The sequence below is a fragment of the Microbacterium trichothecenolyticum genome (genome assembly GCF_041938625.1).
GTDB classification, from domain to species: Bacteria; Actinomycetota; Actinomycetes; order Actinomycetales; family Microbacteriaceae; genus Microbacterium; species Microbacterium trichothecenolyticum_D.
Map to the genome: position 1 here is coordinate 3,231,715 of NZ_CP169427.1, position 23,759 is coordinate 3,255,473.

The window sequence follows — 23,759 nt, forward strand, 5'->3', positions numbered from 1 at the left end:
GTCAGGACAGCAGGGTGATCAGCTCGGCCTTGGTGAGCCGCGAGTACCCGGTCCGGCCACCGGCGCGTGCGCGCTCGCGCAGCTGCGCCACGGTCAGCGTGTTCAGATCGGAGGGAACGGATGCTGCGGCAGCAGCGGTCGGCCTGCTCGCAGGCGTCTTCGCACGCGGCGCGCGGGTGGGCGTCGTGGTGCGGGGTGCGCGGGGCTTCGGCGCCGGAGCGGCGGGGGCCTCTTCTGCCGCCGATGCCTCTTCTCCGGCCGGAACTTCTTCTCCGGCGGGAGCTTCCGCGACGACGGGAGCCTCGGCGGGCGCATTCTCGACCTCGGTCGCCGCGGCCGCGGGCTCCGGCACTGCGGTGGCGTCAGCATCCGTCTCCGCCTCTGCGGAGGTGAGCTCGGCCTCGAGCACGCGATCGGCCTCGAGCGCCTCCTGCTCGGCCTGGGCGGCAGCGCGCTCTGCCTTCGCGGCCGCCTTCCTCAGCGCCTTGGCCTCGGCGGCACGCGCCTGGGCTTCCGCCGCGGCCTTCGCGGCCTCGGCGGCGGCACGCTCGGCCTGTGCGCGCAGACGCGCCTTCTTCTCGGCCTTCGCGACGGCGGCGCGGGTGGCCTTGCGCACGCGCTCTTCGGCGCGGTGCGCCTTCTTCGCGACCTTGCGCGGCTTCTTGCGGATGGCCTTCTTCGAGACGTCGACATCGTCGACGGTCTCGGCCGCGACCTCGCGCAGCTTCTTGGCGCTCTTGCCCGGGAGGGTCTTCGCGAGGCGGCGGGCCTTCTTGGCTGCCGACTCCGCGTCTTCGATCGCGCCGAGCGCCTTGCGCTGTGCTTTGGTGGTCTTGCTCATGCGACGAACCTTAGCGCCCGCTGGTGAACGACCGGCGGTCCGCTTCGCGGAATTCCGGGGGTGCCAGGGCTCCGTGTGTCAATGCCGACGCATGGATGGCGGCATCCCGTTCACCTTCCGTTCACCCGCACAGCGCAGTCTCTTAAGAGTCCGAGCCTACGTTTCAGAGCGAACCCCGCACCGGGTTCGAACCCGAAGGCCGTTCCGGCCTGTTTCCCTGACACGTGAAGGATTCACACAGTGAAGATCTCTCGCATCGCCCAGGTGGGCGCTGTCGCCGCAGTCGCGGCTCTCGCTCTCGCCGGCTGCGCCTCGAACGAGACCCCCGGCGGCACGACCGACGAGACCACGGCCGCGTCGGACCTCTCCGGCGAGATCTCGGGCGGCGGCTCGTCGGCGCAGGAGGTCGCGGTTCAGGCCTGGACCGCCGGCTTCCAGACGGCCAACCCCGACGTCACGATCAACTACGACCCGTCCGGCTCGGGCGCGGGCCGCGAGTCCTTCCAGGCGGGCGCCTTCCCGTTCGCGGGCTCCGACCGTGCGTTCAAGATCGAGGAGATCGAGGCCGGCCCGTTCGACTCGTGCGTCGACGGCTCGGGCATCATCGAGCTCCCGACCTACATCTCGCCGATCGCGATCATCTTCAACGTCGAGGGCGTGGACTCGCTCAACCTCGACGCCGCCACCGCCGCGGGCCTGTTCGCCGGCACCATCACGAACTGGAACGACCCGGCGATCGCCGCGCTCAACCCCGACGCGACCCTCCCCGACCTGGCCGTGACCCCGGTGCACCGCGCCGACGACTCGGGCACCACCGAGAACTTCACCGACTACCTCTTCCAGGCCGCCGGTGACGTGTGGACCTACGAGCCCGACGGCGTGTGGCCGCTCTCCAGCGGTGAGGCCGCGCAGGGCACCTCGGGTGTCGTCTCGGCCGTCGCGGGCGGCAACGGCACCATCGGCTACGCCGACGCGTCGCGCGCCGCCGAGGAGGGGCTGTCGACCGCCGCCATCCAGGTGGGCGACGAGTTCGTCGAGTACTCGCCCGAGGCCGCTGCCGCGATCGTCGACGAGTCGCCCCTCGAGGACGGCCGTGGCGAGGGCGACCTCGCGATCGAGCTGCACCGCACCTCGGATGCCGAGGGTGTGTACCCGATCGTCCTCGTCAGCTACATGATCGCGTGCCAGGAGTACGCCGACGCGGCCGTCGCGCCGATCGTCAAGGGCTACCTGACGTACGTGGCCAGCGCCGAGGGCCAGGACGCTGCCGCCGCCTCCGCCGGCAACGCGCCGATCTCGGACGCGCTGCGCGAGCAGGTCAACGCCGCGATCGACCTGATCGTCGTCGAGTAAGACCCCGATACCCGGCCCGGTCGCACGACGACCGGGCCGGGTGTCACCCTGAGACCCGAATCCAGAAGGACACCATGACCACGACGACCGCCCCCGCGACGGGCAAGGTCAAGCAGCGGCCAGGCGACCGCTGGTTCTCGGGAACCGCGCTCGGCGCCGGCGTGATGATCCTCGTCACGCTCGCCGCCGTCGCGATCTTCCTCATCATCCAGTCGATCCCCGGCCTCACGGCTACCAGCGAGACCGCCAGCATCCTCTCGGGGAACTTCTGGGAGTACGTGTGGCCGCTCGCGTTCGGCACCGTGTGGGCGTCGTTCCTGGCGCTCCTGATGGCCGTGCCGCTCGCGGTGTCGGTCGCCCTCTTCATCTCGCACTACGCACCGCGCCGCCTCGCGCAGAGCCTCGGCTATGTCGTCGACCTGCTGGCCGCGGTGCCCTCCGTCGTCTTCGGCCTGTGGGGCATCCTCGTGCTCGCCCCCGCCGTCCAGCCGGTGTACGCCTGGCTCAACGCGAACATGGGCTGGTTCCCCCTCTTCAGCGGCAGCGTCTCGAGCACCGGCCGCACGATCTTCACCGCCGCGATCGTCCTCGCTGTCATGGTCGTCCCGATCATCACCGCCATCTGCCGCGAGATCTTCCTCCAGACGCCGGTCCTCCACGAGGAGGCGGCGCTCGCCCTCGGCGCGACGCGCTGGGAGATGGTCCGCATGGCCGTGTTCCCCTTCGGCCGCAGCGGCATCGTCTCGGCCTCGATGCTCGGCCTCGGCCGTGCGCTCGGCGAGACCATGGCGGTCGCCATGGTGCTCTCGGTCGCCAACGTGGTCACCTTCCAGCTCTTCACCTCGGAGAACCCGGGCACGATCCCCGCCAACATCGCGCTGACGTTCCCCGAGGCCTACGGCCTCAACATCAACGTCCTCATCGCGACGGGCCTCATCCTCTTCATCGTCACCTTCGCGGTCAACGCCATCGCCCGATGGATCGTCAGCCGCCGCAAGGAATTCTCGGGAGCGAACTGACATGACCGTGACGACCGCTCCTCCTCAGCCGCCGCAGACGGCTGCACCGGTGCGCGAGACGCCCCGCCTGACCAGCGGCCACCTGCCCGTCTGGGCGCCCTGGGCCATCCTCATCGGCAGCCTCGTGGCCAGCGCCATGCTGTTCGCGATCGTCGCCATGGGATCCGGCGACGGCTTCAGCCTGGCCGGCTGGGCCGTCGTGGCCGGCTTGCTGTACCTGGTGCTCGTCACAGTCATCTCGTCGCTCGTCGAGGGCCGCCGCAAGGGCGTCGACCGTCTCGTGACCGGTGTCGTGACGATCGCGTTCCTCATCGCAATGGTCCCGCTCGTGTCGGTGGCCATCACCGTCGTCGTCAACGGCGTCGCGGGCCTGTCCGCCGAGTTCTTCAGCTCCTCGATGCGCAACGTCGTCGGCGAGGGCGGCGGCGCGCTGCACGCGATCGTCGGCACCGTGCTGATCACGCTCGCGGCGGCCGTCATCTCGATCCCGATCGGCATCTTCACCGCCATCTACCTCGTCGAGTACGGGCGCGGCGGTCGCCTCAGCCGCGGCATCACCTTCCTCGTCGACGTCATGACGGGCATCCCGTCGATCGTGGCCGGTCTGTTCGCGTACGCGGTCTTCGCCCTGATCTTCGGTCCCGGCATCCGCATGGGCATCATGGGCTCCATCGCCCTGTCGGTGCTGATGATCCCGGTGGTCGTCCGCTCCACCGAGGAGATGCTGCGTCTCGTACCGAACGAGCTGCGCGAGGCGTCGTACGCGCTCGGCGTGCCGAAGTGGCGCACGATCTCGAAGGTCGTGCTGCCCACCTCGATCGCAGGCATCACGACGGGCGTCATGCTCTCGATCTCCCGCGTGATCGGCGAGACCGCACCGCTGCTCCTCACCGCCGGCGTCGCGACCTCGATGAACTACAACCTGTTCGAGGGCCGCATGATGACGCTCCCGGTGTTCGCGTACTCGCAGTACATGAACCAGGGCATCCCCGCGCAGGCCTACATCGACCGCGCGTGGGCCGCCGCGTTCATCCTCATCGTCCTCGTGATGCTCCTCAACCTGATCGCGCGCATCGTCGCGAAGGTCTTCTCGCCGAAGCTCGGCCGCTGAGCATCCACACCCGAAAGAACTGACAGGAATCATGTCCAAGAGCATCGAAGTCAACGACCTCAACGTCTACTACAGCGACTTCCTGGCCGTCGAGGGCGTCTCGCTCGACATCGAGCCGCGCAGCGTCACCGCTTTCATCGGCCCCTCGGGCTGCGGCAAGTCGACGTTCCTGCGCACCCTCAACCGCATGCACGAAGTCATCCCCGGCGCGCGCGTCGAGGGCGAGGTGCTGCTCGACGGCGACAACCTCTACGGCGCCAACGTCGACCCCGTGCTCGTGCGCCGTCAGGTCGGCATGGTCTTCCAGCGCCCCAACCCGTTCCCGACGATGTCCATCAAGGAGAACGTGCTGGCGGGCGTGAAGCTCAACAACAAGAAGATGTCGAAGTCGGACTCCGACGCGCTCGTCGAGAAGTCGCTGAAGGGCGCCAACCTCTGGAACGAGGTCAAGGACCGCCTCGACAAGCCCGGCTCGGGCCTGTCGGGCGGTCAGCAGCAGCGTCTGTGCATCGCGCGCGCGATCGCCGTCTCGCCCGAGGTCATCCTGATGGACGAGCCGTGCTCAGCCCTCGACCCGATCTCGACGTACGCCATCGAGGAGCTGATCGGCGAGCTGAAGAACGACTACACGGTCGTCATCGTCACGCACAACATGCAGCAGGCCTCGCGTGTGAGCGACAAGACGGCGTTCTTCAACATCGCCGGCACCGGCAAGCCCGGCAAGCTCATCGAGTACAACGAGACGAAGACGATCTTCACGACGCCGTCCGTCCAGGCCACCGAGGACTACGTCTCGGGCCGCTTCGGTTGATCGCACCCGCTCGGAACGATGCCCCTCGCCACGCGGCGGGGGGCTTCGTCGTTGCGATCAGTCGCGCGGGCTCAGCAGATACCGATTGAAGGATGCGGTGAGCTCCGCGTCGACGGGCACCTCGACGCCGTCGATCGCCGTGATCGGAGCCGCGAGCCGGACGCTCGACACCAGCCACGCGGCATCCGCTTCGCCCAATGCGCTCGTAGGAACGACCTCGTAGCGTGTCTCGTGCCCGTGCTCTTCGAGGTGGGAGAACAGGCTCAGCTGCGTCGTGCCGTGGAGGATGCCGCCGTTGGGCGCCGGCGTGACGAAGCGCCCGTCGATGCGGAGGATCAGCGATGCCGTGGGCGCCTCGAGCACGAAGCCGTCGGACGTCACGAAGATCGCGTCGTCGGCGCCGCGGCCCTTCGCCTCGCGGATCGCGGCCATGTTGACGGCGTACGAGAGGGTCTTGGCGCCGAGGAGCAGCCACGGCGCCCGCGCCGGGGTGTCGATGCCGTACCCGCGGTCGAGCGTGACGACCCGGATGCCCTTCTCACGCGCGGCCGAGTTGTCGGCGGCGGCCGTCGCCGTCACCCATGCGGTGGGCGCGGGGCCGTGCTCGACCCCACGACTGAGGATGAGCTTGATGACGCCTTCGCCCTCGCTCGGCGCGTGCTGGGCGGCGATGACGACGGCCTGACGCCACTGCTCGAGGTTCGGGGCCGGGAGGTCGCAGATCCGCGCGGAGTGCGCGAGTCGCTCGAGGTGCGCCTCGGTCTCCTGCGCGTGGCCGTCGACGACGCCGATCGACTCGAAGATGCCGTCGCCGCGCTGCGTGCTCAGCTCGCCCACGCTCAGCGCCGGGGCGGACGGATCGATCACGCGGAACGAGTCGGAGAAGTCCGGACGGGGATCATCGGATGCCGCGGGCTCGATCACGAGCGCGAAACGCAAGGCCATGCCCCGAGCTTAGGCGCTCGGGAATGCCACGCCCGCGGACTCGGTTACACTGGATCGGCCGGGCCGCAGTAACCCCGGGCTCCAAAATTTGCCGCTTCGAGCGGCGCCGCGCCGAGAGGCGTTCTGCGGCCCGGCACTCTCATGCCCGGCGCCGATTTTGGCGAGTCGCCGAAGTCGCGAGCGATCGCCGTGCATTCCGGCGAGTCGCCAGAACCCGCGCCCCGTCGCCGCGAAACCATATTCTGGCGAGTCGCCAGAAGACCGAGCGATCGCCTCACATTCTGGCGAGTCGCCAAAACCTGCCTTCGTCCGCCGCGAAAGTACACTCTGGCGAGTCGCCAAAGTACCGCGCGATCGCCGCGCATTCTGGCGAGTCGCCAAAATCGCCGCCGGGTCGGAGGCTCGGGGACCGAGGTATGTCAGGTGAGGGAGTCGCGGCGCCAGAGAGCCGCGCAGGCCGTGAGGTCGGCGGCGTAGTCCGAGAGGCGCAGGGCACGCGTGGTGAACGCGGAGGCACGCTCGGGCTCGGTCGCCTCGTAGTCGTCCGCGACATGCGTGGCGCCCGACGCCTGCACGCGGCAGAAGGCCGCCGCGCGATCGAGGGCGACGGCGAAGTCGCCCTCGAAGAGTCCGCGCAGGATGGTGTCGACCAACGCGACGAGCTCGTCCGGCCCGGCCGGCGACGGTGCGCCGGCCACCACGTCGTCGGCGGAGGGGAGCTCGGCACGGCCGCGCTCGTAGAGGAGCGCGGCCGTGCGCGGGTCGTCGTGGATCATGAGCTGCACGAGGTACAGCCGCCACAGCGCGCCGGGAAGCGTCTTCGCGGGCGACCGCGACCACAGCTCGGCGAGGTCGTCGATGCCGTGCTCGTCGGTGAAGGCGACGAGCCGGTCCACGACGGAACCGTCGGGGTCGGCCCGCACGCGGGCGAGCAGGGCGTGCGCGGTCGTGTGCGCGACACGGGAGACCTCGGCCGGGTCGTCCGCGGCGAACACCCGGTCGAAGAGTTCGGCCGGCCGGCGGACGGGCTTGTGGAACTCCCTGGACGAATCGCTCATTCCGTCCAGGCTACTCGCCGCCGCGAGCACAGGCTCGCGCTCGGGCTCGCGCTCGGACCTGCGCCTCATCGCAGCCACCCACGGCAGGCACATGACCCCGACCCGCTCAGACCTGGTTGATGCGGATGTGGTTGCCCGCCGGGTCGCGGAATGCCGCGTCGCGCGGACCCCAGCCCTGCTCCTTGGGCTCCTGCAGCACCTCGGCGCCGAAGGCGCGCAGCCTCTCGAACGTGGCGTCGAGGTCGGAGGTGGTGAACACATAGGGTCCGGGGCCGGAGCCCTTCACCACGAGACGCTGCAGCGCGTCGCCGTCCTCGGGCGAGCGGCCCGCGGTCGGGTCCGACACGACGAGGGACAGTCCGGGCTGACCGGGGAACCCGAAGCTCACCCAGCGGTGACCGTCGTACGCGACGTCGTTGACGACTTCGAGGCCGAGTCCGTCGCGGTAGAAGGGGATGGCGGCGTCGACGTCGTCGACGGTGATGGGGCTGTATGCCAGGGCGATGTTCGTCATGGCTGCCACGCTACGGCGGCGGCGCGACGGGCGCTTCTCCGATCCTGCTCGGTTGTTGATCAGGCGTACCGGGTCGGGCGCGTGAGGATCTTCGCGACGCACAGCGGCATCGCCTCGGCGGCGTCATGCGGCCGCGAACGGTACGAGCTCGGCGTCTCTCCGACGATCTCGGTGAACGTCGAGCTGAACGAGCCCAGGGAGGTCGCACCGACCGCGGTGCAGGCATCCGTCACCGACATGCCTTCGCGCAGCAGGGCCATGGCGCGTTCGATGCGCCGTGTCATCAGGTACGCGTACGGGGTCTCGCCGTACGCGGCCTTGAACTCGCGCGAGAAGTGCGCGGGCGACATGAGAGCCTTGGTCGCCATCGTGGGCACGTCGAGCGGCTGCGCGTAGTCGCGGTCCATGAGGTCGCGCGCGCGGCGCAGGTGCGCGAGGGTCTGGGTCGACTGCGTCGTCTGGGTCTTCTGGGGGGCGGATGCCACGGCCTCACGCTACCGGGATCGGCGACGTCGCAGGGCGTCAGGCGGTCGGGATCGCCACGATCGGGTCGCTCGACGGCTCCCCCGTCGGCGAGCCGCCCTGGGGCTCGACCGTGACCGCGATCACGTCGCCGGGCTCCACCGCGCCCTCCAGCAGCGCCGTGGTCGTCCCGTCCGTCGGCTCGAACACTCCGGCCGGAACCGCGGTTCCTTCGCGCACGAACCAGAGCTCGAAGCTCTCGTCGTCGGCGATCTGCGGCAGCCCCTGCGAAACGAGCACGACCTTCCCGACCGACTCCGACCAGTGCGCCGTCGCCGAGCCGCCGTCGGCGATGTCGACGGTCGCCGACTGGGCATCCGGGGCATCCTCGATCTGCTGCAACGCGACCACCTCGGCCGGACGGTTCATGTACTCGTTGATCTGCACGGCCCCGAGGCCCAGCGCGACGAGCAGCACCATCGAGGCGGCGAGCGTCAGGATGCCGCGGGTCCAGCGGCGCCGCGACACCGCCTGGATCACGGCCGTCGGCGGGGGCGGTTCGACCGCGGAACGTTCGCCGGATCGGTCGGGGGCGGGCACCGGGGCGGGCGTCCAGCGGTCCACGGGCTCGGCGGTGGCGGCCACCGCGGCATCCATCGCCGGCAGCTGCGGGGTCGTCGCCACGCGCGACAGCAGTGTCGAGCGCAGCGTCAGCGGAGGCACGGCATCGGAGACGGTGTCGGCGAGCGCCGCGGCGGTGGCAGCATCCGTCTCGATCCAGTGCTCCCATTCGGGGTGCTCCCGGCGGGCGGCGTCGAAGGCTGCGCGGTCGGCGGGCGACAGCGCGTTCAGGGCAGCGCCGGCGGCGAGCTCGGCGAACTCCTTCTCGTCCATCACGCGGTCACCCCCATCTCTGCCCTCAGGCGGGACAGGCCGTCCCGCATCCTCGTCTTGATCGTCCCCAGAGGCGCCCCGACCAGGGCTGCGATCTCGCTCTGACTGTAACCCCCGTAATACGCGAGGGTCAGCGCCTCCCGCTGCGCATCGGGGAGCGCCGACAGCGCTGCCGCCACCTTCTCGCCTTCGATGCGCAGCTCGGCCTGCTCGGAGACCCCGTCGTGGGCGACGTCGAGGTCCCGGAATCCTGCGCGCACGTCACGATCACTCGACGCCTGCGACGACCTCACCCGGTCGACCGCCCGGCGGTGCGCGATCGTGAGCACCCACGATCTTCCCTGACCTCTGTTCGGAGCGAACCGCGCAGCGGATTGCCACACTTCGAGGAAGACCTCCTGCAGCACCTCCTCGCTCTGCGCCCGGTCGACGAGCACGCGCAGGATCAGACCGAAGACGCGCGGCGAGAGCATGTCGTACACGCGGGCGAATGCTGTCTGGTCGCCACCGGCGACACGCTGCAGCAGCGACCCGATGTGGTCCACGGGTTCGGTGCCGTCTTCGGGCACGTCGATTCCGTCGATCACCATGTCCACCAGCATGCCTTACGCACCTCCCCCCGACCCGCCGTGGCCTCAGCCGAACGTGAACGAGTAAACTTCGACCCCCGGCGACACCTCGACGGCGAGCACGTGGGGTTCTCCGTCGCCCGCATCCTCCGCGACGGCGTACGAGCGAGGCGTCCCCGAGGCGGTCACGGTGGTCTCGCGCCCATCGTCGAGCCGCACGCGCACCTCCCCCTCGCCGGCGAGCACCATGCGCACCTCCTCGGCATGGAAGCGGAGACGGATGCTGCCGCCGTCGTCGCCCGACGGCGTGGCGTACTGCGACTCGATGCGCCATGAGCCGTCCAGCGCGAACGAGTCTTCGGGCTGTGCCGCCGGGAGGGCGTAGTCGCCCTCACCCGCACGATAGGCGCCGTCGCCGCCGTAATTCACGTCCTTGGAGGAGCCCAGGAACGTCTCACGCGTCCGGGTGCCGGCGTCGGGCGTCTCGTCGGCGACCTCGGTGGGGTCGGGCAGCGCGACCTCAGGGTCGGCGTCGGCGAGCAGTTCACGGATGAGCTTCTCGGTCGCGGCGTAGTTCCCCTCGCCGAACGCGATGTGGCGCACCGTACCCTCCGCGTCGATCAGGTAATGCGCCGGCCAGTAGCGGTTGCGGTAGTTCGTCCAGGTCGAGAGGCTGTTGTCGAGCGCGACCGGATAGGTGATCCCGAAGTCTCGGGCACCCGCCGCGACGTTGCCCGCGTCCTTCTCGAAGGCGTACTCGGGCGAGTGGACGCCGATCACGCGCAGACCCGCATCGCGGTAGGCGGCGTCCCACGCGACGACGTGTGGAATGCTTCGTTGGCAGTTGATGCACGAGTACGCCCAGAAGTCGATCAGCACGACCTCGCCTCTCAGGTCGTCCAGATCGACCGCGTCACCGTTCGGCGTGTTGAGCCACGCCTCGATGCCACGGATGCTCGGGGCGGTTCCGCACGACTCGAGCTCTGCCGCGCCGTTCGTGCACCGGTCGAGGTCCTTGTTCTCGTCGGTGACGAGGCCGCCGAGATCGAGCGCGCGCCGCGCGTCGGGGCTGTCGGTCAGATCGCGCTGAATCCCCGCGGTGTAGTCGGGCACGAGCCGCTGCAGCAGCTGCGGAACGTTGAACACGAGACCGACGGCGAGCGCGAGCATCGCGATCCCTGCGGCGATGCGCAGCCCGCGCTCGCGCGTGCGGAACGCGCGGATGCGTTCGACGAGGCCGCGACCCGCGAGCGCGAAAAAGAGCAGCGGCACGGCGACGCCGACCGCGAACGAGACCGTGAGCACGACCGTGCCGGCGTCGATCCGCCCCGTCGACCCCGCGACGATGATCGCGGCGAGAACCGGTCCGGCGCACGGCACGAACACGGTGCCGAGGGCGAGCCCGACGCCGTATCCGCTCCCCCGGTTCTGCACCTCGGTGCGACGCGCGAGCTTCTGGAACGGCTTCTCGAGCACCTGCTCGAACCGCGGGACGAGAAGGCCGACGCCGATCAGCACAAGCACCGCGATGCCTGCCCACCGGAGCACGTCCTGCGGCAGACCGAGCGCACCCAGCAGCAGCGAGCCGAGCAGCGTCACGAGCGTGAAGCTCGTGATCAGCCCCGCGATCACGAGGTACGGGCGCCAGCGCGACGCAGGCTTCGCGTCCCCGTCCATCCGCGCCGACTGCGCTCCGCCGGTGAGGAAGATGACCGGCAGCACCGGCAGGATGCACGGCGAGATCCCCGTGATGAGTCCGCCCAGCAGACCGATGATGACGAGCTCCATGCGTCCCCCTCGTGCGTCGAGGGTTGTTCGCGCCCACTCCGCATTCGGATTGCGGACACCGGAAACGGATGCTGCGGCACCGGGCCGCAGCATCCGTTCCGCCCGATCTGCAATCCGAACGGGCGACCCCTCCGAACAGTCCGTGTAGCCGCTCCCGCGGCACGCTCCCCGCACCGGGGACACAGACCGCGGTCCCAGGACCGCGTAGAGGAGGAAGACATGTCTCGCATCACCCGGAAGCGCGTGTCGGCAGGGCTGATGCTCGCCGTCGCCGCGACCTTCGCGCTCTCCGCCTGTTCGATGGGTGGAACGACCGCAGAACCCACGACACCCTCCGTGGAGACTAGCGAGGAGCCGATGACGGCCGATCCCGCCGCGGACCTCGTCGGCCCCGGCTGCGCCGCCTACGCCGAGGCCGTGCCGGACGGCGACGGCTCGATCGAGGGCATGTCGGCGGACCCGGTCGCGGTCGCAGCATCCAACAATCCGATGCTCACGACGCTCACCGCCGCGGTGAGCGGACAGCTCAACCCCGAGGTCGACCTCGTCGACACGCTGAACGGCGACGAGTTCACCGTGTTCGCGCCCGTGGACGACGCGTTCGCCGCGCTCGATCCCGCCACCCTCGAGTCGCTGAAGACCGATACCGCGACGCTGACGTCGATCCTCACGTACCACGTGGTGCCGGGCCGGATCGAGCCGGCCGACATCGCGGGCACCCACACGACAGTGCAGGGTGCCGACCTCGAGGTCACCGGCGAGGGCGACATGTGGATGGTGAACGACGCCACCGTGATCTGCGGCGGCGTGCAGACCGCCAATGCGACGGTGTACCTCATCGACGCGGTCCTGATGCCTCCGGCACAGTGACCGAGAGCCGGCTTGGGCCGGCTTGCACGGGGGGACGAGGCCGCCGGCGCCGTGGGGAGCGCCGGCGACCTCGTTGCACGCGCTTGCACGTGGGCGGGGCCCCGTCAAGCCCTCGGTTCGCCAGGGGCATCGTCCGTACCGTAGATGCAGGCCCGGTGCGGCGCCGGAGGGGTACGAGCATCGGGTGGGAGGACATGTGACTGACCTGCTCGCGTCCGGAGAGCTCTCCACCGGCGAGCTCCTCGACGATCGGTACCTGCTCCGCGAACGCATCGGCGAGGGCGGCATGGCCCGCGTCTACCGCGCCGACGACCTGCATCTGCAGCGTGCGGTCGCAGTGAAAGTCTTCCGTGAGCCCACCGACGCCATCGGATCCGTCGAGCGCGCGCTGTCGGAGACGACGCTGCTCGCCTCTCTCAGCCATCACTCCCTCGTCACCGTCTTCGATGCCCGCGTCGGCACGGATGAGACGAGCTATCTGGTCATGGAGCTCGTCGACGGCATCACGCTGCGCGACCTTATCGCACGAGGACCCGTCGATCCCCGCGTGGTCGCCTCCATCGCGATCGACATCGCCGAAGGGCTGCACGTCGCGCACGATCACGGGGTCGTGCACCGTGACATCAAGCCCTCGAACGTGCTGCTGTGGTCTTCGCCGCGGCCCGGATGGGAGTGGCGCGCGAAGCTGGCGGACTTCGGCATCGCCTATCTGATGGATTCGGCCCGCGTGACGACACCGGGCGTGATCGTGGGCACGATGGCATACGTCGCGCCGGAGCAGGCGCGAGGAGTCGCGCCTTCGCCGCCCGCCGACATCTATGCGTTCGGCCTGCTCCTCATCGAGGCGCTGACCGGTGAACGCCCGTTCGGCGAGGCCGAGGGCATCGGCACGGTGATGGCGCGGCTTTCGGCGGCGCCCGAGATCCCGGAGTCCCTCCACCCGTCGTGGCAGGGGCTGCTGCGCGGGATGACGGCGATCCGCCCCGCGGACCGGCCCACCGCGCTCGAGGTCGTCACCGCCGCGTCACGCCTGGCCGCGATGGAGAACACCCTCGCGCGGGAGAAGGCCGACCCGTCGACCGCTCCGGTCGCGACTCCCGTTGCGACGCCTGTCACCGCCCCTACCCAGGTCTTCTCCCCCGCGCTGCCGACGCCGGCGCCACAGGGCACGGGCGGGAGCGGGAGCGGAGCCCTTCGCCGCGACGCCCGCATGGCCGCCGCCGCTGTGGGAGCCACGACGGTGATGGACACCGGTGCATCCCTCGTGCCGTCGGACGAGGACGAGCGGGTCCGCCCGACCCGTCGTGCGCTGGTGATCGGGATCGTCATCGCGGCGCTGCTCGCCGTCTTGCTCGCTCTCGGTACCCTGTGGCTGTCGAACGTCTGGTCGGCTGAGCCCGAGCCGGCACCCACGTCACCCGTGGTGGAGGAGCAGGATTCGCCCGCACCGGCCGAGGAAGCTCCGGCCGAGGAGGTACCCGTGACTGTGCCCGATGAGCAGGCCCCGTCGGAGGACGTGCCGCCGGCCGAGACCGGCTCGGGCGGGAGCGACAACAGCGGTCCCGGCAACAACAACGGCAACGGCAACGGCAACGGCCCCGGAAGCAACAGCGGCAAAGGCAACGGGAACCGCAACGGCTGATTCGCGCTAGCAGTCCGCCTGGCGCATCGCATCCGACCGCCAGTTCGGCCCGCAACGTTCGAGAGTCGCGATCGCGTGGCAGTTGCGACACCTGACATCGCATTTGGCGATCTCCTCCACGATCTTCGCCAGGCTGAAGCCCTCCTTCACCATCGCCATCACGTCTTTGCGCTTTTGAGTCCCCGGCCTGTGATCGAAGTCGAGCACGCGAAGATCCGCGGCTCCGCAGTCGACGCAGGAATGCCCCCGCAGATACCGCACAAGGAACGCCTTCGATTCGATCCGGCGCTGGGCCGTGCGCTCGACGATGGTTCGCACATGGCGTTCTCGATTGCGCGCGTAGTAGGCGCGGGACGCCTCTCGGTTACACTCGCGACAAACCTCTTGAAGTCCATCCGGACGCGACGACTTGCGATTGAACTCGCCGAGCGGCTTCCATCGTCGGCACGTGCCGCAGAGTTTTCCCATGTCGGCAGCCCTTCCCTGATTCCCGGTCCCGTGCTGAGCGTAAAGCTGGGCACCGACGTCCTGCGCAGCCGCGTTGCGTTGCTAGGGTGGAGACGCCCCTATAGCTCAGTTGGTTAGAGCAACGGACTTCAACACAATAAATGGAGCGCCGGCGCAGAAATGCGTCGGATGACCGCCGCTATATGCTGGGACGCCCTGAGAGCCCGAGGTACTCGCCGGAGACGGCAGTGACAATCCTCTGGGATTGGGTAATCAGCAGGTAACCGCAAGGGAACCTCAGAGACTACACGCGGCGCACCTGACCGGCACGGCCGAAGGTGAAGATATAGTCCAGACTGCAAGCCGGAAACGGTGGCTGGGGAAACTCAGTGCAGCAGGTTAATCCGTGGGTCCAGGGTTCGAGTCCCTGTGGGGGCACCACACCGTGATCCGGCACGCCATCCCGCGCGCTCAGCGGGCGATCGAGGCCGCGACGACCCAGAGGGCGATGCTGAGCACGAGGGCGATCAGCGGGTACCAGAACGCGCGATGCTTCCGCGACAGCGCCACGATGCCGGCGACCGCGCCGACCACTGCGAGGGCCAGCGGCAGGTAGCCGCCGAGCACGATCGCGACCGTGTTGTCATGGTTGCCGATCGCCCACACGAGCGAGACGAAGAAGAGCACCACCGCGGCGCCGACCGAGAATCCGATCAGCAGCAGCGTGGCGACGAGGTCGCCGATGCTCCGCTCGGTCGGGGCTGCGGCGCTCATCGCCCCAGCGCGATCTCGTAGTGAACGAACCCGGTGTGCGTCGCGACGCGGTCGTAGAGCGCCCGCGCGGTGGCGTTGGTCTCCTGCGTGAGCCAGTACACCTTCGCCGCGTCGTGCTCCCGTGCCCAGTCGGTCACGTGGGCGATGAGCGCGCGCCCGGCACCGGTACCCCTGGTGTCAGGCGCGACGAAGAGATCCTCGAGGTAGACGTACGGCGCCGCCGACCACGTGGCAGCGTGCGTGAGCCAGTGCACGAAACCGATGGCACGGCCGCCGTCACCCGTGGCGACCGCCCCGTGAATCGGGAACTGCGGATCGAGGAGGCGGTTCCACGTCAGGGCGGTCTGCTCGTCCGACACCTCGGACTCGTAGAACTCGATGTAGCCGTGCCAGAGCGGAAGCCAGGCGTCTCGGTCGGCGGGGGCGAGGGGACGGATCTCGGTCACGAACCCGACAGTAGCGGGTCGCCCGCCTCAGGCGAGGGCGACGCGGGCCGTGCGCCGCGCGTGCGCACTGAGGTCGTCGCCGCGTCGTGCGACGAACTCCTCCAGCCGGGCAGGGTCGACCCGCCCGATCTCACGGAGCGCGACGCCCACGTTCGTCTGCACCAGGTGCTCCGGGTCGTCCGCGAGGATCTCGCAGAGCGCGAGAGGGTCATCGAGGTCGCCCGCACGGATGATCGAGAACGCCGCGGTGATCGCCGTGCGGCGATGCCAGCGGTCGTCGGAACGCGCGAGCTCGAACAGCACGTCGCGCCGGCGGTCCAGCAGGTACAGCCCGACCACGCGCGGTGCGGATCGGTCGATGAAGTCCCACGTGTCCATGCGGTCGAGCCGCCGCATCCACAGCTCGTACAGCGCCGCACGGTCGACGCCCTTCGTTCGCGCCTGGAAGTCGAGGATCGACACCGCCACCATGCGCATCTCGTACCCGTCGGAGTCGAGCAGCCGGTCGACCTCGGCGAGCGGCATCCGTGCATTCGCCTTCGCGATGTCGAACACGGTGCCCATGCGCACGCCGATCACCTGGGTGCGCGGGTCGGTCATGCGCCGCTCGATCTTGGCGCGTTCGTCGACGGATGCTGCGCTCTCGAGCGCCGCACGGACACCCTCGGCGGTCAGCGCCCCGCGCTCAGTCACCGCCCTCGAGCCCGGATGGTCGCAGTTCGGCGCCTGCGTGCGCGAGCTCGGCGAGCGCGGCATCGCTGGACTCGGCCGCGACCCCGGCGATGAGGTCGGTGAGGATGCGGACGTGGCGGCCGTGCTCGATGGCGTCGAGGGCCGACGCGCGCACGCAGTAGTCGGTGGCGATGCCGGCGATGTCGACGTCGACCACGCCGTGCTCCTCGAGGAGGTGCGCGACGGTGACGCCGTCATCGGTGGTGCCTTCGAACAGCGAGTACGCGGGCTTTCCCTGCCCCTTCTTGACGTGGTGGGTCACCGCCGTCGTGTCGAGGCCGGGGTCGTACTCGGCGCCCTCGGTGCCGCTGACACAGTGGACCGGCCACGTGTCGACGAAGTCGGGCTCCGGGTGGAAGTGCCCGCCGTTGTCGCCTTCGGCGTGGTGCCAGTCGCGCGAGGCGACGATCAGGGCGTACTCCTCGGCGTGCGTGACGAGGAACTCCGAGATGCGCTGCGCGACGGCGTCCCCGCCCTCAACGGCGAGCGCACCTCCCTCGGTGAAGTCGTTCTGGACGTCGACGATGAACAGCGCCTTGCTCATGGTTCGAGAGTACGCCTGTACTCCTCCCGGGTGAGGGGGTGCCCGTCGCCGGCGACGAGCCCGGGGGCGATGTCCACCGGGAGCGGCTCGTCGTGAGCCGCAACTCCGCCCGATTGCGCCGTGGGTGCTGCTGCAGTGGGCGTGTCGGGCGGGGCCGGCGCGTTCGAGGCGGAGTTGCTGCCCGGCGCAGCGCCGGTATCACGCCGCCACAGCTTCGAGGGCCACCAGATCGCCTTGCCGATGTCGTAAGAGAGCGCCGGCACCAGCAGCGACCGCACGATGAACGTGTCGAGCAGCACGCCGAAGGCCACGATGAACGCGATCTGCACGAGGAACAGGATCGGGATCACGCCGAGCGCCGCGAAAGTGGCGGCGAGCACGAGTCCGGCCGACGTGATCACCCCGCCCGTGGCGACGAGGCCGCGGAGGATGCCCGGTCTCGTGCCGTGGACGAGCGACTCCTCGCGCACGCGCGACATCAGGAAGATGTTGTAGTCGACGCCGAGCGCCACGAGGAACACGAACCCGAACAGCGGGACCGAAGGGTCGGCTCCGGGGAAGCCGAACACCTCGTTGAAGACGAGCGCGCTCACACCGAGCGCCGTCGCGAAGGACAGGATGACCGTGAGGATGAGCAGCACCGGCGCGAGCAGGGACCGGAGCAACAGCATCAGGATCACGAGGATCACCGCCAGGATCACCGGGATGATGACGGTGCGATCACGGATCGACGTGTCGTTGGTGTCGATGTCGGTCGCGGTCTCGCCGCCGACGATCGCGGTCCCCGCGCCGAGCGTATCGTCGAGGTCGGCGCGGAGCTCACGCACGGTGTCTTCCGCCGCGACGGAGTCGGCAGCATCCGTGAGCGTGCCGATCACGAGCACGTCGCCCTCCGAGACGGTCGGCTCGGGTACGGGCGTACCCGGCGGGCCGACGGCTGTGAACACGGGCTCGCCGTCCTCGACCTCCACCGCTGCCTGTCCGGTGGGCGAATCCTCCGAGGCGACCGCCACCGAATCGACGCCGTCGGATGCCGCCAGCACCTCGGCGGTGTCGGCGAGGTCCTCTTCGGGCGCGATGACGTAGACGGGCGAGCCGGAGCCCGCCGGGAAATGCTCGGCGAGCACGTCCTGACCGTCGCGAGCCTCGGACGCGCCGAGCACGAGATCGCTCGTGGGCACGCCGTCGGCCTTCAGCTGTGTGATGCCGACGGCACCGGCGAGCAGCACGATGGTGCACGCGATCCACACGATGCGCGCGTTCCGCGCGACGAAGCGCGCCTGCCGCGGCCAGAAGCCCCTGACCGGCTGAGTGAGATCGTCGGGGATCATCGCGAGCGGCTGCTTCGGGATGAAGGGCCAGAACGCTGCGCGGCCGCACAGGGCGAGCAGCGCCGGCAGGAACGTCAGCGCCGACAGCATCGAGAAGGCGATGCCGATGGACGCGATCGGCCCCAGCGCACGGTTGGTCGCGAGGTCCGACAGCAGGAGGCAGAGGAGGCCGGCGATCACCGTGCCGCCGGAGGCCAGGATCGGCTCGAACGATCCACGCCACGCCGCGGTCGTGGCATCCCACTTCCTCATGCCGCTCGCGATGGACTCCCGGAAGCGGGCGACATACAGCAGCGCGTAGTCGGTGGCCGCGCCGATCACGAGGATGAAGAGGATGCCCTGCACCTGGCCGTTGAGCACCACGATGCCCGCGTACGCGAGCCACCACACCGTGAGGAGCGCCACGCAGAGAGCGAAGACGGAGGTGAGCAGAACGAGGATCGGCAGCAGCGGCGAGCGGTAGACGATCACGAGGATGAGGAAGACGGCGATCAGCGCCACGCCGAGCAGCAGGCCGTCGATGCCGCGGAATCCTTCGACCAGGTCGGCGGTGAAGCCGGCAGGGCCGGCGACCCAGCCTTCGAGCCCGGATGGCAGGTCCTCGGCGACGAGCGAGCGGATCTCCTCGACGGTCGGCCCCACCTCGCCCGCGGCGTCGATCGGCACGAAGATCTGCACAGCCTCGCCGTCGTCGGATGGGATGGGCGGCGACACGTCCTCCTGCACGCCCTCGACCTCGGCGATGTCGTCGGCGAGCGTCTGCACGTCGGCGATGTCGTCCTCCGACAGTTCGCCGTCGCCCGTAACGACAACCACCGCGGGGATGCTGTCGCCGCCGAGGAAGTCCGCGAGCCGCTCGTTGACCTGGGTGGCGTCGGCGCTCTCGGGCAGGAACGAGGAGCGGTCGTTGCTCGACACCTCGTCGACCTTGCCGAAGTACGGACCGCCGATGGATCCGACAGTCAGCCAGATGAGGACCAGGAGGGCGGGAATGCCGATCCGCAGCCAGCCCGAGGGGCGACGGGTCGCGTGGTGAGGCGAGGTCATATCGCTAGCTTATCTAGCGAATTGACTTCTCTTCGACACTTGACATGCGGTCCTCGGAGGGATTCGCTGCTGCACACTCCTATGCTGAGTCGCGATGCTCTCCGCCGTCATCGCCCTGGTGGGTGCCATCGTGTACGGCTCCGCGGACTTCCTGGGCGGCCTCGCCGCCCGGCGGCTGCGATCGATCGTCGTGACGGCGGTCGCCGCACTCTCGGGACTCGCGGCGCTGCTCGTCGCGCAGCCGCTGTTCAGTGGAGCGTGGACGGCACCCGACGTGGCGTGGGGCGTGCTCGGCGGCGTGGTCAGCGTGGTCGCGATCGCGCTCTTGTACGCCTGCCTCGCGATCGGCCCGATGAGCATCCTGTCGCCGCTGACCGCCGTGGTCTCCGCCGTCGGGCCGATGCTGTGGGGGCTGCTCGTGAACGGCGATGCGCTCGCACCGATCGGGTACGCCGGACTCGGCGTGGCGCTCGTCGCGGTCGTGCTGGTGGGCTTCATCCCCGGCGAGAAGATCGTCCGGCCGAGCGCCCGGGGCCTCGCCATGGCGGTCGGGGCAGGCCTCGCGATCGGCGCGTTCCTCGTCGTGCTCGATCAGACCTCCGATGACAGCGGACTGGTGCCGCTGGTGACGAGCCGCGCGACGAGCGGGGTGGTCACGTGCGCGATCGTCGGTGCGCTCGCCCTGGCCGCCGTGCACCGCGGCGAGCGTGCGCGCTCGGTGTTCGCCGTCGCAGGGCTCCCGCTCGGCGCGACGCCCAGCGGGCACGCCGACCTGGAGCACGCGACCACGGGGGTCGGGAGCGTCATCGCGACCACGCGTGAGGCATGGTGGCTGGCGATCGCGTGCGGAATCACGGATGCCGCCGCGAACGCTCTGGCGCTGTTCGCGCTGCGCACGGGCGACCTCGCGGTGGTGTCGGCGCTCACCGCGCTCTACCCCGCCGGCACGATCCTGCTGGCGGCGATCGTGCTGCGCGAACGGGTCGCGGCGGTGCAGTGGGTAGGCCTCGGCCTCGCCCTCGTCGCGGGCGGGATGCTGGCCGTCGCGTAGGGTCTGGCGCGCCCGTCGCGCGGTGGGGTCAGCCGCGCACGAAGAGCATCACGAGCGACGTGACCAGCGCCACCACACCGAGCGCGAGCATCCCGATCGCGAGGCGCGCGACCGCGCGCACGGCGGGAGAACCCTGGGTCAGCCGCATCCGATTCCGCGACCCGCGGCGCACGAAGATGTCGGCCATGTCGGCGTCGCCGATGTGGTGATCCTGCTCGTGCGTGAGGTGCGCCTCGCCGACGCCGCCGTCCTCGTCGAACCAGCGGACGAGCCGGCCGTCGGGGCCGTTCTCGACGACGGCGCGCACCGGCAGCCAGGTGCCGTCGAAGAGGTACATGATCAGGGCGACGCCCGCGAGGAGCGCACCCACGCCGAACCCGATCCACGAGAAGATCTCGGCGAGCGCGTCGACCGCCTGAGACACCGCATCACCGTCCTTCGGATACGGAAAACGGCCGCTGTCCGCGGCCGTTCCGATTCTGAGCCACCTAAGGGAATCGAACCCTTGACCTAATCATTACGAGTGATTCGCTCTGCCGACTGAGCTAAGGTGGCGGGCCTCGCTTGCGCGACGCACAAGCAACGATCTTACAGGGTCTCGAGGGCGCTCGCGAACCACCGCGGGCAAGGCATCCGTCCCGGACCCGATCCCACTCTGCGGCGGACTCGGTGTCGACGTGTTACGGCCAGGTTTCGGGATGCCCGGAGAGCCCACGTAGGTTCGATCCCGGTCCGCGACGAAGCGTGCGCGGTCCGTGGATCGTGCGCGCGGTCACAAGCCCGAGACGGGCCTCGATCCACAGGAGCACTCACATGTCCACGTCCAAGAAGCTCACCGCAGCGGCGGCACTCGCGCTTCCTCTCGCCCTCCTCCTCGCCGGCTGCGCCGGGACCGGAACGGATGCTGCCGCCGGCGCCTCCGACGAGAACGAGGTCGTCCGCATCGGCGTCGTCGACTCCGGCGACCCGTACTGGGAGACTTACAAGGAGGCCGCGGCGGACGAGGGCATCGAGGTCGAGCTCGTCAACTTCAGCGAGTACACGCAGCCGAACCCCGCCCTCTCGGCGGGCGAGCTGGACCTCAACCAGTTCCAGCACATCATCTACCTCGCGACCTACAACGTGCAGAGCGACGACGACCTGCAGCCGATCGGCGCCACGGCGATCTACCCGCTCGGCCTGTACTCGTCGCAGTACGAGTCCGCCGACGACATCCCCGACGGTTCCACGGTCGCCGTCCCCAACGACGAGTCGAACCAGGCGCGCGGCCTTCTGGTGCTGCAGTCGGCGGGTCTGATCGAGCTCAAGGACGGCGGCTCGGTCTTCTCGACCGTCGCCGACGTGCTGCCCGAGTCGAAGGTCAAGGTCGAGGCGCTCGACGCCGCGTTCACCGCGACCTCGCTTCCCGACGTCGCCGCGGCGATCGTGAACAACGACTTCCTCGCCGACGCGGGCCTCACCCCCGAGGACGCCATCGCCACCGATGACCCGACTGATCCCACCGCGTTCCCGTACATCAACATCTTCGCGGCCAAGGCTGAGGACGCCGACAACCCGACCTACCTCAAGCTCGTCGAGATCTACCAGAACACGCAGGATGTCCTGGACGGCGTCGTCGAGGCGTCGGGCGGCACCGCGGTGCTCGTGAAGACCCCGGTGGACGAGCTCGTCACGTCGCTCACCGACGTCGAGGACGATATCCGCGCCAACTCCTAACGCCCGCCACACCGCGGCATTCGCCTGTGCGGCCCGTCGGCGCCTTGTGCGCGCGGGCCGCACACGCGCGTTCCGCTGAGGAGCACCCATGACCCTCATCCGCCTGACCGGCGTGACAAAGACCTTCCCGCCGCCCACCAAGGACGCCGCACCCGTCGCCGCGGTCGACGACGTGTCGCTCGACGTCGCCGCCGGCGAGGTGTGCGGCATCATCGGCTACTCCGGCGCCGGCAAGAGCACCGTGCTGCGGCTGGTGAACGCGCTGGAGACGCCGACCGCCGGCACTGTCGAGATCGACGGCCGCGACATCACGCGCCTGCGCGAGCGCGAACTGCGCGAACTGCGGGGCGACATCGGCATGATCTTCCAGCAATTCAACCTCTTCGACTCCCGCACGGTCGCGAAGAACGTCGCGTATCCGCTCGAGGTCGCCCGCCGTCCGCGCGCCGAGATCGCCGCGCGCATCGACGAACTGCTGCGCTTCGTCGGGCTCGCCGACAAGGCGAAGAGCTATCCCGAGCAGCTGTCGGGCGGTCAGAAGCAGCGTGTGGGCATCGCCCGCGCCCTCGCGACCAACCCGCGCATCCTCCTGGCGGACGAGGCGACGAGCGCCCTCGACCCCGACACGACGCAGGAGGTGCTCGCGCTCCTGAAGCGCATCAACGAGGAGCTCGGCGTGACCATCCTCGTCATCACGCACGAGATGGACGTCATCCGCACGCTCGCCGACCGCGTCGTCGTGATGGAGAACGGCCGCATCATCGAGAGCGGCGCTGTGTTCGACGTCCTGTCGGCGCCGCAGCACGCCGCCACACGTCGGTTCGTCGCGAGCATCATCGAGGACGTCCCGGCCGGCGACCAGCTGCGCACCCTGCGCGACCGGCACCCCGGGCGCATCGTGACGTTCACGATCCGCGACGGCGACGTCACGCAGGCCGACGTCTTCGCGGCACTCTCGTCGCACGGCGTGCGCTTCGAGCTCGTGCACGGCGGCATCAACGACATCGGCGGCCGCGTGTTCGGGCATCTCACTCTGGCCCTGACCGGAGAGACGGATGCGGTGCAGCAGGCCATCGACGCGGCCTCGGCGTTCGCGGCGCTCATCGAGGAGGACGCGCGTGGATAGACTCGTCGACCTTCTCCCGGAGCTGTGGGCCGCAACGGCCGAGACGCTGTACGTGGTGTCGCTGAGCCTCGTCTTCGGTGGCATCGCCGGACTCTTCGTCGGCCTCGCCCTGTACGCGACCCGGCCCGGGAGCCTGTTCCCCAACCGGTTCCTGTTCGGCACGATCAACGTCATCGTGAACTTCTTCCGGCCGATCCCCTTCGTGATCCTCCTCGCCGCCGTGCAGCCGATCGCCCGCAGCCTCGGCATCCCCGGCATCGGCCCCGAGTTCGGGATCTTCGCGATCACCATCGCGTCACTGTTCGCGATCAGCCGCATCGTCGAGCAGAACCTGCTCACGGTCCGGCCGGGAGTGATCGAGGCCGCCCGCGCCACGGGCGCGAGCCGCTCGCGGATCCTCCTGCGCCTGCTCCCCCGCGAGGCGCTCGGCCCGCTCATCCTCGGCTACACGTTCATCGTCGTCGCCCTCGTCGACATGACTGCGATCGCCGGTGCCGTCGCGGCGGGTGGACTCGGCGAGTTCGCGATCGTGTACGGGTTCAAGCAGTTCAACCCGGCCGTGACCTGGGCCGCGGTGCTCGTGATCATCGTGATCGTGCAGCTCGTGCAGTTCCTCGGCAATGCGCTCGCCCGCCGCGTGCTGCGCCGCTGACGCCCGCACCCCGGAT

Annotated in this window: 25 protein-coding genes and 1 tRNA gene; 10 read left to right on the forward strand and 16 right to left on the reverse strand. The window is 69.7% G+C overall.

What is annotated here, in order from left to right:
* Window position 1: 1 nt before the first annotated feature.
* Complete coding sequence (locus tag ACEYYH_RS14995) at window positions 2–841, reverse strand: hypothetical protein (protein WP_374975133.1); 840 nt, start codon at window positions 839–841, stop codon at window positions 2–4.
* A gap of 240 nt (window positions 842–1,081) precedes the next feature.
* Here ACEYYH_RS14995 and pstS point away from each other — a divergent pair, with 240 nt between their 5' ends.
* The 4 genes from pstS (at window position 1,082) to pstB (ending at window position 5,135) form a co-directional block, all read left to right on the forward strand.
* On the forward strand, window positions 1,082–2,194 hold the full coding sequence (pstS, locus tag ACEYYH_RS15000) for a phosphate ABC transporter substrate-binding protein PstS (protein WP_374975134.1): 1,113 nt from the start codon (window positions 1,082–1,084) through the stop codon (window positions 2,192–2,194).
* A gap of 74 nt (window positions 2,195–2,268) precedes the next feature.
* Complete coding sequence (pstC, locus tag ACEYYH_RS15005; protein ID WP_374975135.1) at window positions 2,269–3,213, forward strand: phosphate ABC transporter permease subunit PstC; 945 nt, start codon at window positions 2,269–2,271, stop codon at window positions 3,211–3,213.
* 1 nt (window position 3,214) lies between these two features.
* The gene (gene pstA, locus ACEYYH_RS15010) at window positions 3,215–4,324 is read left to right on the forward strand and encodes a phosphate ABC transporter permease PstA (protein WP_374975136.1); all 1,110 of its coding nucleotides are present in this window, start codon (window positions 3,215–3,217) and stop codon (window positions 4,322–4,324) included.
* Window positions 4,325–4,355: 31 nt separating this feature from the next.
* Window positions 4,356–5,135 (forward strand): phosphate ABC transporter ATP-binding protein PstB, encoded by a 780-nt coding sequence (gene pstB, locus ACEYYH_RS15015; RefSeq protein WP_374975137.1) that lies wholly within the window; start codon window positions 4,356–4,358, stop codon window positions 5,133–5,135.
* A gap of 57 nt (window positions 5,136–5,192) precedes the next feature.
* Here pstB and ACEYYH_RS15020 read toward each other — a convergent pair whose 3' ends face one another.
* The 7 genes from ACEYYH_RS15020 to ACEYYH_RS15050 form a co-directional block, all read right to left on the reverse strand.
* Window positions 5,193–6,080 carry an aminodeoxychorismate lyase gene (locus ACEYYH_RS15020; protein WP_374975138.1) on the reverse strand — a complete coding sequence of 296 codons (888 nt, stop codon included), beginning with the start codon at window positions 6,078–6,080 and terminating at the stop codon, window positions 5,193–5,195.
* A gap of 419 nt (window positions 6,081–6,499) precedes the next feature.
* Entirely contained in the window at window positions 6,500–7,138 is a 639-nt protein-coding gene (locus ACEYYH_RS15025) for a DNA-directed RNA polymerase subunit beta (protein ID WP_374975139.1), read from the reverse strand.
* A gap of 106 nt (window positions 7,139–7,244) precedes the next feature.
* Complete coding sequence (locus tag ACEYYH_RS15030; protein WP_374975140.1) at window positions 7,245–7,652, reverse strand: VOC family protein; 408 nt, start codon at window positions 7,650–7,652, stop codon at window positions 7,245–7,247.
* Window positions 7,653–7,711: 59 nt separating this feature from the next.
* Entirely contained in the window at window positions 7,712–8,059 is a 348-nt protein-coding gene (locus tag ACEYYH_RS15035; RefSeq protein ID WP_045298308.1) for a helix-turn-helix transcriptional regulator, read from the reverse strand.
* A gap of 115 nt (window positions 8,060–8,174) precedes the next feature.
* Window positions 8,175–9,008, reverse strand: coding sequence for an anti-sigma factor domain-containing protein (locus ACEYYH_RS15040; RefSeq protein ID WP_374978240.1), 834 nt, complete (start codon window positions 9,006–9,008; stop codon window positions 8,175–8,177).
* Window positions 9,008–9,610, reverse strand: coding sequence for an ECF RNA polymerase sigma factor SigK (sigK, locus tag ACEYYH_RS15045; RefSeq protein ID WP_374975141.1), 603 nt, complete (start codon window positions 9,608–9,610; stop codon window positions 9,008–9,010). Before sigK ends, ACEYYH_RS15040 begins: the two co-directional genes overlap by 1 nt.
* Window positions 9,611–9,643: 33 nt before the next feature.
* Entirely contained in the window at window positions 9,644–11,365 is a 1,722-nt protein-coding gene (locus tag ACEYYH_RS15050; protein ID WP_374975142.1) for a cytochrome c biogenesis protein CcdA, read from the reverse strand.
* A 219-nt stretch (window positions 11,366–11,584) separates the two neighbouring features.
* On the opposite strand from ACEYYH_RS15050, the gene ACEYYH_RS15055 reads away from it, so the two are divergent.
* The gene (locus tag ACEYYH_RS15055; protein WP_374975143.1) at window positions 11,585–12,235 is read left to right on the forward strand and encodes a fasciclin domain-containing protein; all 651 of its coding nucleotides are present in this window, start codon (window positions 11,585–11,587) and stop codon (window positions 12,233–12,235) included.
* A gap of 196 nt (window positions 12,236–12,431) precedes the next feature.
* Complete coding sequence (locus ACEYYH_RS15060; RefSeq protein WP_374975144.1) at window positions 12,432–13,877, forward strand: serine/threonine-protein kinase; 1,446 nt, start codon at window positions 12,432–12,434, stop codon at window positions 13,875–13,877.
* Window positions 13,878–13,883: 6 nt separating this feature from the next.
* Here ACEYYH_RS15060 and ACEYYH_RS15065 read toward each other — a convergent pair whose 3' ends face one another.
* From ACEYYH_RS15065 to ACEYYH_RS15090, 6 genes are all read right to left on the reverse strand, one after another.
* Window positions 13,884–14,195 (reverse strand): hypothetical protein, encoded by a 312-nt coding sequence (locus ACEYYH_RS15065; RefSeq protein WP_374975145.1) that lies wholly within the window; start codon window positions 14,193–14,195, stop codon window positions 13,884–13,886.
* Between the two features lie 600 nt (window positions 14,196–14,795).
* Complete coding sequence (locus ACEYYH_RS15070; RefSeq protein WP_374975146.1) at window positions 14,796–15,098, reverse strand: hypothetical protein; 303 nt, start codon at window positions 15,096–15,098, stop codon at window positions 14,796–14,798.
* Window positions 15,095–15,544, reverse strand: a complete 450-nt coding sequence (locus ACEYYH_RS15075) for a GNAT family N-acetyltransferase (RefSeq protein ID WP_374975147.1) — start codon at window positions 15,542–15,544, stop codon at window positions 15,095–15,097. Before ACEYYH_RS15075 ends, ACEYYH_RS15070 begins: the two co-directional genes overlap by 4 nt.
* Window positions 15,545–15,571: 27 nt before the next feature.
* Window positions 15,572–16,237 carry a DNA alkylation repair protein gene (locus tag ACEYYH_RS15080; protein ID WP_374975148.1) on the reverse strand — a complete coding sequence of 222 codons (666 nt, stop codon included), beginning with the start codon at window positions 16,235–16,237 and terminating at the stop codon, window positions 15,572–15,574.
* Window positions 16,230–16,820 carry an isochorismatase family protein gene (locus ACEYYH_RS15085; protein ID WP_374975149.1) on the reverse strand — a complete coding sequence of 197 codons (591 nt, stop codon included), beginning with the start codon at window positions 16,818–16,820 and terminating at the stop codon, window positions 16,230–16,232. The genes ACEYYH_RS15080 and ACEYYH_RS15085 overlap by 8 nt, the downstream gene beginning before the upstream one ends.
* On the reverse strand, window positions 16,817–19,198 hold the full coding sequence (locus tag ACEYYH_RS15090; RefSeq protein ID WP_374975150.1) for an MMPL family transporter: 2,382 nt from the start codon (window positions 19,196–19,198) through the stop codon (window positions 16,817–16,819). The genes ACEYYH_RS15085 and ACEYYH_RS15090 overlap by 4 nt, the downstream gene beginning before the upstream one ends.
* 94 nt (window positions 19,199–19,292) lie before the next feature.
* On the opposite strand from ACEYYH_RS15090, the gene ACEYYH_RS15095 reads away from it, so the two are divergent.
* A complete protein-coding gene (locus ACEYYH_RS15095; protein ID WP_374975151.1) occupies window positions 19,293–20,249 on the forward strand; it encodes an EamA family transporter in 957 nt (318 codons plus the stop codon).
* 28 nt (window positions 20,250–20,277) lie between these two features.
* Here ACEYYH_RS15095 and ACEYYH_RS15100 read toward each other — a convergent pair whose 3' ends face one another.
* Entirely contained in the window at window positions 20,278–20,673 is a 396-nt protein-coding gene (locus ACEYYH_RS15100; protein ID WP_374975152.1) for a hypothetical protein, read from the reverse strand.
* 58 nt (window positions 20,674–20,731) lie between these two features.
* Window positions 20,732–20,804, reverse strand: a tRNA-Thr gene (locus ACEYYH_RS15105).
* Window positions 20,805–21,062: 258 nt separating this feature from the next.
* Between ACEYYH_RS15105 and ACEYYH_RS15110 the strand changes: the two genes are divergently transcribed.
* From ACEYYH_RS15110 to ACEYYH_RS15120, 3 genes are all read left to right on the forward strand, one after another.
* On the forward strand, window positions 21,063–21,965 hold the full coding sequence (locus ACEYYH_RS15110) for a MetQ/NlpA family ABC transporter substrate-binding protein (protein ID WP_374975153.1): 903 nt from the start codon (window positions 21,063–21,065) through the stop codon (window positions 21,963–21,965).
* Between the two features lie 88 nt (window positions 21,966–22,053).
* Window positions 22,054–23,091, forward strand: coding sequence for a methionine ABC transporter ATP-binding protein (locus ACEYYH_RS15115; RefSeq protein WP_374975154.1), 1,038 nt, complete (start codon window positions 22,054–22,056; stop codon window positions 23,089–23,091).
* The gene (locus tag ACEYYH_RS15120) at window positions 23,084–23,743 is read left to right on the forward strand and encodes a methionine ABC transporter permease (RefSeq protein WP_220289706.1); all 660 of its coding nucleotides are present in this window, start codon (window positions 23,084–23,086) and stop codon (window positions 23,741–23,743) included. The genes ACEYYH_RS15115 and ACEYYH_RS15120 overlap by 8 nt, the downstream gene beginning before the upstream one ends.
* The last annotated feature ends 16 nt before the right edge of the window (window positions 23,744–23,759 follow it).